Genomic DNA, 9,306 nt, shown 5'->3' with positions numbered 1-9,306 from the left:
CGAGGGATATTTACCCGTCAGCGAAAAGTAATACCCCTCTGGAGGCCACGGACGGCGCGGCCTCCAGAGCACTTTGTCGTTTTTGGACGGAAAATCCCTAGAACCCCATTATCTAAAAATACTTAATTGTCTTTTAACGTCGCTAAATTTTAAATAAATAAGTGAAGAGTGTTAGGGAAGGTGCGAACAAGTCCCTGATATGAGATCATGTTTGTCATCTGGAGCCATGGAACAGGGTTCATCATGAGTCATCAACTTACCTTCGCCGACAGTGAATTCAGCAGTAAGCGCCGTCAGACCAGAAAAGAGATTTTCTTGTCCCGCATGGAGCAGATTCTGCCATGGCAAAACATGGTGGAAGTCATCGAGCCGTTTTACCCCAAGGCTGGTAATGGCCGGCGACCTTATCCGCTGGAAACCATGCTACGCATTCACTGCATGCAGCATTGGTACAACCTGAGCGATGGCGCGATGGAAGATGCTCTGTACGAAATCGCCTCCATGCGTCTGTTTGCCCGGTTATCCCTGGATAGCGCCTTGCCTGACCGCACCACCATCATGAATTTCCGCCACCTGCTGGAGCAGCATCAACTGGCCCGCCAATTGTTCAAGACCATCAATCGCTGGCTGGCCGAAGCAGGCGTCATGATGACTCAAGGCACCTTGGTCGATGCCACCATCATTGAGGCACCCAGCTCGACCAAGAACAAAGAGCAGCAACGCGATCCGGAGATGCATCAGACCAAGAAAGGCAATCAATGGCACTTTGGCATGAAGGCCCACATTGGTGTCGATGCCAAGAGTGGCCTGACCCACAGCCTAGTCACCACCGCGGCCAACGAGCATGACCTCAATCAGCTGGGTAATCTGCTGCATGGAGAGGAGCAATTTGTCTCAGCCGATGCCGGCTACCAAGGGGCGCCACAGCGCGAGGAGCTGGCCGAGGTGGATGTGGACTGGCTGATCGCCGAGCGCCCCGGCAAGGTAAGAACCTTGAAACAGCATCCACGCAAGAACAAAACGGCCATCAACATCGAATACATGAAAGCCAGCATCCGGGCCAAGGTGGAGCACCCATTTCGCATCATCAAGCGACAGTTCGGCTTCGTGAAAGCCAGATACAAGGGGTTGCTGAAAAACGATAACCAACTGGCGATGTTATTCACGCTGGCCAACCTGTTTCGGGCGGACCAAATGATACGTCAGTGGGAGAGATCTCACTAAAAACTGGGGATAACGCCTTAAATGGCGAAGAAACGGTCTAAATAGGCTGATTCAAGGCATTTACGAGAGAAAAAATCGGCTCAAACATGAAGAAATGAAATGACTGAGTCAGCCGAGAAGAATTTCCCCGCTTATTCGCACCTTCCCTAAAGGGATTGATTTAAATCAGGCAGATCAGCATTATTTAAATCAAGTTGCCATGTCACTGAATACTCGTCCTAGAAAGGCGTTAGATTGGCTTACACCATTAGAGAAATTTGCTCAGCTTGTTGATTATCATATGGCTTTTGAAACTGTCGCACCTCATGTTTGAATTCGCCCCATATTTTTGCTACAGTGAACCAAATTAAGATCATCTATTTACTAGGCCTCGCATTTGCGGGGTTTTTAATGCTGAATAAAAGGAAAACTTGATGGAATTGCCCAATATTATGCACCCGGTCGCGAAGCTGAGCACCGCATTAGCCGCTGCATTGATGCTGAGCGGGTGCATGCCCGGTGAAATCCGCCCGACGATTGGCCAGCAAATGGAAACTGGCGACCAACGGTTTGGCGATCTGGTTTTCCGCCAGCTCGCACCGAATGTCTGGCAGCACACTTCCTATCTCGACATGCCGGGTTTCGGGGCAGTCGCTTCCAACGGTTTGATCGTCAGGGATGGCGGCCGCGTGCTGGTGGTCGATACCGCCTGGACCGATGACCAGACCGCCCAGATCCTCAACTGGATCAAGCAGGAGATCAACCTGCCGGTCGCGCTGGCGGTGGTGACTCACGCGCATCAGGACAAGATGGGCGGTATGGACGCGCTGCATGCGGCGGGGATTGCGACTTATGCCAATGCGTTGTCGAACCAGCTTGCCCCGCAAGAGGGGATGGTTGCGGCGCAACACAGCCTGACTTTCGCCGCCAATGGCTGGGTCGAACCAGCAACCGCGCCCAACTTTGGCCCGCTCAAGGTATTTTACCCCGGCCCCGGCCACACCAGTGACAATATCACCGTTGGGATCGACGGCACCGACATCGCTTTTGGTGGCTGCCTGATCAAGGACAGCAAGGCCAAGTCGCTCGGCAATCTCGGTGATGCCGACACTGAGCACTACGCCGCGTCAGCGCGCGCGTTTGGTGCGGCGTTCCCCAAGGCCAGCATGATCGTGATGAGCCATTCCGCCCCCGATAGCCGCGCCGCAATCACTCATACGGCCCGCATGGCCGACAAGCTGCGCTGAGCCATGGCTGACCACGTCACCCCCAATCTGCCATCGCGCGATTTCGATGTGACAGAGGCGTTTTATGCGAAGCTGGGCTTTGCGACGAGTTGGAAGGATCGCGGCTGGATGATCCTGCAGCGCGGCGGTTTGCAGCTCGAATTCTTCCCCTATCCTGACCTCGACCCAGCTACGAGCTCGTTCGGCTGTTGCCTGCGGTTGGATGATCTCGATGCCATGGTGGCATTGGTGAACGCGGCGGGAGCCGAGGAAAAAAGCACCGGCTGGCCGCGCTTCAAAGCTCCGCAACTGGAGGCGAGCGGCCTGAGGATCGGCTACCTGATCGATCCCGACTGCACGCTGGTGCGGCTGATCCAGAACCCCGACTGACCGCATGCCCGCGAAAATCAAGATTTGCGGGATCAGCACACCCGAGGCGCTCGATGCGACCATCGCGGCGCGGGCGGACTATGCCGGGTTGGTGTTCTATCCAGCGTCGCCCCGTGCGGTTACGTCGAATGTCGCGGGCGCTTTGACATCGCGCGCAGCTGGCCAGATCGCCATGGTCGGTTTGTTCGTCGATGCGGATGATGCTGTCATCGCCGACGCACTGGTGGCAGCCAAGCTGAACGCGCTGCAGCTGCACGGTTCGGAATCGCCCGAACGCGTGGCCCAGTTGCGCGCGCGGTTTGGCAAGCCGGTGTGGAAGGCGCTGCCCGTCGCCAGCGCCAGCGATGTCGCACGCGCCGCAGCCTATGCCGGGGCGGCGGACTTGATCTTGTTCGACGCCAAGACCCCCAAAGGCGCGCTGCCCGGCGGCATGGGGTTGGCGTTCGACTGGTCGCTGCTGGCCGGATATCGCGGTGCCTTGCCGTGGGGGCTGGCAGGCGGGCTAAATCCGACGAATGTTGCCGAGGCGATTGCGCGCACCGGAGCGCCGCTGGTCGATACCTCCAGCGGCGTCGAAAGCGCGCCGGGCGTCAAGGATACCGACAAGATTACCAATTTCGCCTTTGCGGTGCGCTTGGCCTAAATCGCGTCGATCAATAGGCGTCGTTCAGCGCAAAGATCGGCTTGCGGGTGCGCCACTGCCCTCGGGTGAAGTCGGGAAAATCTAACGTGCGATTGCCCTCAGCAATCGATTGTTCCGACAGAGGCGTGATCGCGCTCCAGGCCAGCGCGTCGTAAATGTCGATTGGCATCGGGGCCTTGGCCTTCAGCGCCTCGACAAAAGCGTGGATCACGAACCAGTCCATCCCGCCATGCCCGGCCCCTGCCGCCAGATCGGCGTAGCGTTTCCATAGCGGGTGATCGTATTTCGCAAACCAGCCCTCGGCAGGCTCCCAGCGGTGCGGCTGTGGGCTCTTGCCCTCCAGATAGATCGACTTGTTGACGTCCATCCACAGCCCCTCGGTGCCTTGCACCCGAAAGCCGAGAGAATAGGGGCGCGGCAGCGAGGTGTCGTGGCACAGCATGATCGTTTCACCATTAGTGCAGCCGATCATGGTGTTGACCACATCACCCAGTGCGAATTTCACCTCGGCGTTGGGATGATCGGCAGAGCCGTTCTTGACGACATAATCATGCAGCCCGCGCGCCTTACAGCCGAAGCCGCCAGCGCCCGCTTCGCCCGGCAACGCGACCTTCAGGGTGCGGGTCTGCGGCGGGTAGCACACGCCGGCATCGGCGCAGCCCTGGTACTTCACGGTCAGGGTGGTCGCGCTCGCGCCGGCCGCGGGCGTGCCGGTGAGGGTGCCGAGCAATTCCTTGCGGTAGGTTTCGACGTCGCCGAAGAATTCGTCGCGGTAGGCCTTGCCCTTCGGCAGCGCCATGGTCGCGCCGGTGAAGGCGGCATCGGCCTTGACCGAGGTGCGGTGCCGGTACAGGTAATAGCCGTCGGCGATCCGCCAGCGCACCTCGATGCGGTCCGGCGCGGTGGCCTGCGCGGACAGGACGAAGACCTCGTCGACCGGCGGCAGTTCGAAGTCCTGGGCGACGGCCGAGGTCGCGGGCAGCGCAAGCAGCAGGGCGAGCCCGGCCAGCCAGCGGCGCAGGCGGATCGTGGATGCGGTCATTGGCTCAGTTTACCGGTCGGCTCTCGGCGGCCAGCCATTGCAGGTATTCGGGCAGGCCGGACGCGGCTTCGACCGCGAGCAGCTCCGGGAGTTCGTAGGGATGCAGTTGGCGCAGGCGTTCCTGCAGGGCGGGGTAGGCCTCGGCACTGGTCTTGACCAGCAGCAGGACCTCGGCCGCGGCCTCGACCTTGCGTTGCCAGCGATAGACCGAACGCAGGCCGGGCAGGAGGTTGACGCAGGCGGCCAGGCGCTCGGCCACCAGCGCGGTGGCGATGCGCTCGGCGCTGTCGGCGTCGGGACAGGTGCAGAAGCAGATCAGGGCGCTCACCGGCATAGGGTAGCGGCTGCCCCGATCCGGCGGGCCTGGCGGACATCCGCGTGCGGCCCTTGAAAGTCGGCGGGCCCGCCCCATCTCGGTGGCATGCCGGGTTCGCCCGGTTCTGTTGTCCGCGGTTTGGCACTCGCTTCGCGCGACTGCTAAAATCGCCGGGTTTTTCCACGTCAATCAACCATTTACCGAGGTTGCCATGTCCAATATCAAGCCGCTGCACGACCGCGTGGTCATCAAGCGCATGGAAGAAGAGAAGCTGTCCGCCGGCGGGATCGTGATCCCGGATTCGGCCACCGAGAAGCCGATCAAGGGCGAAGTCGTCGCCGTCGGCACCGGCAAGGTGCTGGACAACGGCCAGGTCCGCGCGCCGCAGGTCAAGGTCGGCGACAAGGTGCTGTTCGGCAAGTACAGCGGCACCGAAGTGAAGCTGGACGGCGTCGAGCTGCTGGTGGTGAAGGAAGACGACCTGTTCGCGATCCTCGGCTGATCGCGCGTCGCTCCCACACATTTCTCATCCGAATAATTTTTCGAGGTAATTCGCAATGGCTGCCAAGGACATTCGTTTCGGCGAAGACGCGCGCTCCAAGATGGTGCGCGGCGTCAACGTGCTCGCCAACGCCGTGAAGGCGACCCTCGGCCCGAAGGGCCGCAACGTCGTGCTGCAGAAGAGCTACGGCGCGCCGACCATCACCAAGGACGGCGTCTCCGTCGCCAAGGAAATCGAACTGGCTGACGCGTTCGAGAACATGGGCGCGCAGATGGTGAAGGAAGTCGCTTCCAAGACCTCCGACAACGCCGGCGACGGCACCACCACCGCCACCGTGCTGGCGCAGGCGTTCATCCGCGAGGGCATGAAGGCGGTCGCCGCCGGCATGAACCCGATGGACCTGAAGCGCGGCATCGACCAGGCGGTGAAGGCCGCGGTCGGCGAACTGAAGTCGCTGTCCAAGCCGTCGTCGACCAGCAAGGAAATCGCCCAGGTCGGCGCGATCTCCGCGAACTCGGATGCCAACATCGGCGACCTGATCGCGCAGGCGATGGACAAGGTCGGCAAGGAAGGCGTGATCACGGTCGAGGAAGGCAGCGGCCTGGACAACGAACTCGACGTGGTCGAGGGCATGCAGTTCGACCGCGGCTACCTGAGCCCGTACTTCGTCAACAACCAGCAGTCGATGTCGGCCGACCTGGATGATCCCTTCATCCTGCTGTACGACAAGAAGATCTCCAACGTGCGCGACCTGCTGCCCGTCCTCGAGGGCGTGGCCAAGGCCGGCAAGCCGCTGCTGATCGTGGCGGAGGAAGTCGAAGGCGAAGCGCTGGCGACCCTGGTGGTCAACACCATCCGCGGCATCGTCAAGGTCTGCGCGGTGAAGGCCCCGGGCTTCGGCGACCGTCGCAAGGCGATGCTGGAAGACATGGCGATCCTGACCGGCGGCGTGGTGATTTCCGAGGAAGTCGGCCTGTCGCTGGAGAAGGCCACCATCAAGGACCTCGGCCGCGCCAAGAAGATCCAGGTGTCGAAGGAAAACACCACCATCATCGATGGCGCCGGCGAAGGCGCGGGCATCGAGGCGCGCATCAAGCAGATCAAGGCGCAGATCGAGGAGACCTCCTCCGACTACGACCGCGAGAAGCTGCAGGAGCGCGTGGCCAAGCTGGCCGGCGGCGTTGCGGTGATCAAGGTCGGTGCCGCCACCGAAGTCGAGATGAAGGAAAAGAAGGCGCGCGTCGAAGACGCCCTGCACGCGACCCGTGCGGCCGTCGAGGAAGGCATCGTCCCGGGCGGCGGCGTCGCCCTGATCCGTGCCAAGGCGGCGATCGCCGGCATCAAGGGCGTGAACGAAGACCAGAACCACGGCATCCAGATCGCCCTGCGCGCGATGGAAGCCCCGCTGCGCGAGATCGTGACCAATGCCGGCGATGAGCCGTCGGTCATCCTCAACCGCGTGGTCGAAGGTTCGGGTGCGTTCGGCTACAACGCCGCCAACGGCGAGTTCGGCGACATGATCGAGTTCGGCATCCTGGACCCGACCAAGGTCACCCGCACCGCGCTGCAGAACGCCGCGTCGATCGCGGGCCTGATGATCACCACCGAAGCGATGGTGGCCGAGGCCCCGAAGAAGGACGAGCCGGCGATGCCGGCCGGCGGCGGCATGGGCGGCATGGGCGGCATGGATTTCTAAGCCCCGCGATCCATCAAGCAAGACCACAAAGCCCGGCCTCGTGCCGGGCTTTGTGCGTTCTGGCGTCCGAGGCGGGAGACTTCCTACCCGCCCCGCGGCAATGTCTGACGCGAAGATCAGAAAACGCCGATATGAACGCGTGCTCGCGGGCGCAACCCTGAGCAGCCGTCCCTGCAACGGAGCGCTGCGTGCCGCGCCTGACCGCACCCCGGCGGCAGGCCGAGGTGTGCGCGCCACTGCCGGCCGCCCACGCCGCTGCGCGTTACGCGCGCCACCTGCCCGAGCGCACGCTGCTGTACGCGCTAGTGCAGGCGCACTACCCGGACTTCATCGCGCGTCTTGAGGCCGAAGACCGCCCGCTGCCCGAGTATGTGCGCGAGGAGTTCGAGACCTACCTGCGCTGCGGCGTGCTCGAGCACGGCTTCCTGCGCGTGGTCTGCGAGCACTGTCGTGCCGAGAGGCTGGTGGCGTATTCCTGCAAGAAGCGCGGGCTGTGCCCGAGCTGCGGCGCACGGCGCATGGCCGAGTCGGCGCGGCATCTGGTGGACGAGGTGTTCGGCCCGCGGCCGGTGCGGCAATGGGTGCTGAGTTTCCCGTACCCGTTGCGCTTCCTGTTCGCCAGCAAGCCTGAGGCGATCGGCCCGGTGCTGGGCATCGTGCATCGTGTGATCGCCGGTTGGCTTGCCGATCAGGCCGGCGTGCCGCGGGATACGGCGCAATGCGGCGTGGTGACCCTGATCCAGCGCTTCGGCAGCGCGCTGAATCTCAACATCCACTTCCACATGCTGTGGCTCGACGGCGTGTACGAGGACACCACCGAGCGTCCGCAGCGCAAGCCGCGCCTGCACCGCACCCGTGCGCCCACATCGGCGCAACTGACGGAACTGGCCAACACCATCGCGCATCGCGTGTGCCGGCACCTGTCGCGCCGCGGCTGGCTCGAAGGCGAAGACGAATCCGTGTTCCTGTCCGACAGCGCGGGTAGCGACGACGGCATGGATGGGCTGCGGATGAGTTCGATGACCTACCGCATCGCCACCGGTCGCGACGCTGGCCGCAAGGTCGTCACGCTGCAAACGCTGCCTGGCGACGCCGGTCCGCTGGAGGGCGACGCCGGCAAGGTCGGCGGCTTCTCGCTGCATGCCGGCGTGGCCGCGGAAGCACACGAAAGCCACAAGCTCGAAAAGCTGTGCCGCTACATCACGCGCCCGGCGATCAGCGAGCAGCGGCTATCGATCTCGCCACAGGGCAGGGTGCGTTACCAGCTCAAGACGCCGTGGCGCAATGGCACCACGCATGTCGAATGGGATGCGGTGGACTTCATCGCCAAGCTGGCGGCACTGGTCCCGCCGCCACGCGCGCATCTCACCCGCTTCCACGGCGTATTCGCCCCGAATGCAAACCTGCGCGCGCAGCTGACGCCCTCGGGGCGCGGCAGGCGGCCTGCGGGCGATGCGGCGCCAGTGGACGTCAGCGCCCACGACGAGCCGCGCAGCCCCGAGCAGAAGCGCCGTGCGATGAGCTGGGCGCAACGGCTCAAGCGGGTCTTTTCCATCGACATCACCACCTGCGCCCACTGCGGCGGCGCGGTGCGGATCGTCGCCAGCATCGAAGACCCCAAGGCCATTCGCGCCATCCTCGCCCACTTCGAGAAACACGGCGCGCTGGAGCAAGCGCACTACCGGCCCGCAGCGCGCGCCCCGCCGCCCGCCGCGTGATGAGGCGCCGGCCACACAGCCGGCAGCCAAGCCAGAGTCCGATCCGATGCGGCCACGACCCCGCAGGGCTGCGCTCGGCCCTGTGCCGGGATTCGGTGAGAAATGGCTACGCACTGAGCCGCTGCGTGGCCCCGCGATGTCGAAAACCCACGCATGAACCCCCGATCTGTGCCCGATCTGTGCCCAAAGCGGCGCTTGCGCGGCCGCTTCCTACCCGCCAGACTCGCCAAAAAGGGCGGTTGAACTTCCTATACCCATATCCCACTTTAGGTTTGGCAGCACCTTTTCAATCAGGTGGTTGTTTACACCAATCCAGCTATTGGCCAATTGAATATTGGTTTCGTCTACTTTTTTTGATTTTTTAAACAGCTTGGTAAAACCGAGTGCCAAAACAGGGGGACCATGTAAAAACGTGCTTCCTGTAATGACTGAACCAACTGTGAGTCCTTTACTGACTTTTTGCGGCACTGTTGCAAAGTTAGCGATGAGGCAGCCTTTTGTCTTATTCAAAGGCCTTACATTTCAAAAACTCTGCTTACCAGGCGCATTTCGCCCAGGGGATCACCATAA

The 9,306-nt window shown here is 62.2% G+C and carries 10 protein-coding genes and 1 pseudogene; 8 read left to right on the top strand and 3 right to left on the bottom strand.

All coding sequences use genetic code 11. The features are described from left to right. The first annotated feature begins 243 nt into the window (after window positions 1-243). The 5 genes and pseudogenes from ACOTZP_RS23605 (at window position 244) to ACOTZP_RS23585 (ending at window position 3,462) form a co-directional block, all read left to right on the top strand. Window positions 244-1,224 carry an IS5-like element IS5 family transposase gene (locus ACOTZP_RS23605; RefSeq protein WP_000019402.1) on the top strand — a complete coding sequence of 327 codons (981 nt, stop codon included), beginning with the start codon at window positions 244-246 and terminating at the stop codon, window positions 1,222-1,224. Window positions 1,225-1,354: 130 nt separating this feature from the next. After that, a pseudogene (locus ACOTZP_RS23600) lies at window positions 1,355-1,537 on the top strand (IS30 family transposase); the annotation flags it as partial. 100 nt (window positions 1,538-1,637) lie between these two features. After that, window positions 1,638-2,450, top strand: a complete 813-nt coding sequence (locus tag ACOTZP_RS23595) for a subclass B1 metallo-beta-lactamase NDM-1 (protein WP_004201164.1) — start codon at window positions 1,638-1,640, stop codon at window positions 2,448-2,450. 3 nt (window positions 2,451-2,453) lie between these two features. After that, on the top strand, window positions 2,454-2,819 hold the full coding sequence (ble, locus tag ACOTZP_RS23590) for a bleomycin binding protein Ble-MBL (protein WP_004201167.1): 366 nt from the start codon (window positions 2,454-2,456) through the stop codon (window positions 2,817-2,819). A gap of 4 nt (window positions 2,820-2,823) precedes the next feature. Further along, window positions 2,824-3,462: a phosphoribosylanthranilate isomerase gene (locus ACOTZP_RS23585; protein WP_004201168.1), complete on the top strand. Its 639-nt coding sequence runs from the start codon at window positions 2,824-2,826 to the stop codon at window positions 3,460-3,462. Window positions 3,463-3,472: 10 nt separating this feature from the next. Here the strand turns inward: ACOTZP_RS23585 and ACOTZP_RS23580 are convergent, their stop codons facing one another. Beyond that, window positions 3,473-4,504 carry a protein-disulfide reductase DsbD domain-containing protein gene (locus tag ACOTZP_RS23580; RefSeq protein ID WP_004201169.1) on the bottom strand — a complete coding sequence of 344 codons (1,032 nt, stop codon included), beginning with the start codon at window positions 4,502-4,504 and terminating at the stop codon, window positions 3,473-3,475. Between the two features lie 4 nt (window positions 4,505-4,508). Continuing rightward, a complete protein-coding gene (gene cutA / locus ACOTZP_RS23575; protein WP_004201171.1) occupies window positions 4,509-4,838 on the bottom strand; it encodes a divalent-cation tolerance protein CutA in 330 nt (109 codons plus the stop codon). Window positions 4,839-5,031: 193 nt separating this feature from the next. On the opposite strand from cutA, the gene groES reads away from it, so the two are divergent. The 3 genes from groES to ACOTZP_RS23560 all read left to right on the top strand — a co-directional run bounded on the left by groES (window position 5,032) and on the right by ACOTZP_RS23560 (window position 8,736). Beyond that, a complete protein-coding gene (groES, locus tag ACOTZP_RS23570; RefSeq protein ID WP_004201172.1) occupies window positions 5,032-5,322 on the top strand; it encodes a co-chaperone GroES in 291 nt (96 codons plus the stop codon). Window positions 5,323-5,377: 55 nt separating this feature from the next. Next, window positions 5,378-7,018, top strand: coding sequence for a chaperonin GroEL (gene groL / locus ACOTZP_RS23565; protein ID WP_004201176.1), 1,641 nt, complete (start codon window positions 5,378-5,380; stop codon window positions 7,016-7,018). A 236-nt stretch (window positions 7,019-7,254) separates the two neighbouring features. Then, complete coding sequence (locus ACOTZP_RS23560; protein WP_032723056.1) at window positions 7,255-8,736, top strand: IS91 family transposase; 1,482 nt, start codon at window positions 7,255-7,257, stop codon at window positions 8,734-8,736. A gap of 210 nt (window positions 8,737-8,946) precedes the next feature. On the opposite strand, the gene ACOTZP_RS23555 is transcribed toward ACOTZP_RS23560, so the two are convergent. Further along, window positions 8,947-9,246, bottom strand: coding sequence for a hypothetical protein (locus ACOTZP_RS23555; RefSeq protein ID WP_032072054.1), 300 nt, complete (start codon window positions 9,244-9,246; stop codon window positions 8,947-8,949). Window positions 9,247-9,306: the final 60 nt, after the last annotated feature.

It is taken from the genome of Enterobacter cloacae complex sp. SYL001, assembly GCF_049237025.1.
GTDB classification, from domain to species: Bacteria; Pseudomonadota; Gammaproteobacteria; order Enterobacterales; family Enterobacteriaceae; genus Enterobacter; species Enterobacter intestinihominis.
The sequence above is the reverse complement of the archived record's forward strand: the minus strand, read 5'-3'. Positions and strand labels throughout refer to the sequence as shown.

Excerpts from the sequence above, each read along its gene's own strand:
- groES (WP_004201172.1), top strand. The coding sequence starts at position 5,032 with ATGTCCAATATCAAGCCGCTGCACGACCGCGTGGTCATCAAGCGCATG.
- ble (WP_004201167.1), top strand. The coding sequence starts at position 2,454 with ATGGCTGACCACGTCACCCCCAATCTGCCATCGCGCGATTTCGATGTG.
- cutA (WP_004201171.1), bottom strand. The coding sequence starts at position 4,838 with ATGCCGGTGAGCGCCCTGATCTGCTTCTGCACCTGTCCCGACGCCGAC.
- ACOTZP_RS23580 (WP_004201169.1), bottom strand. The coding sequence starts at position 4,504 with ATGACCGCATCCACGATCCGCCTGCGCCGCTGGCTGGCCGGGCTCGCC.
- ACOTZP_RS23605 (WP_000019402.1), top strand. The coding sequence starts at position 244 with ATGAGTCATCAACTTACCTTCGCCGACAGTGAATTCAGCAGTAAGCGC.
- groL (WP_004201176.1), top strand. The coding sequence starts at position 5,378 with ATGGCTGCCAAGGACATTCGTTTCGGCGAAGACGCGCGCTCCAAGATG.
- ACOTZP_RS23595 (WP_004201164.1), top strand. The coding sequence starts at position 1,638 with ATGGAATTGCCCAATATTATGCACCCGGTCGCGAAGCTGAGCACCGCA.
- ACOTZP_RS23585 (WP_004201168.1), top strand. The coding sequence starts at position 2,824 with ATGCCCGCGAAAATCAAGATTTGCGGGATCAGCACACCCGAGGCGCTC.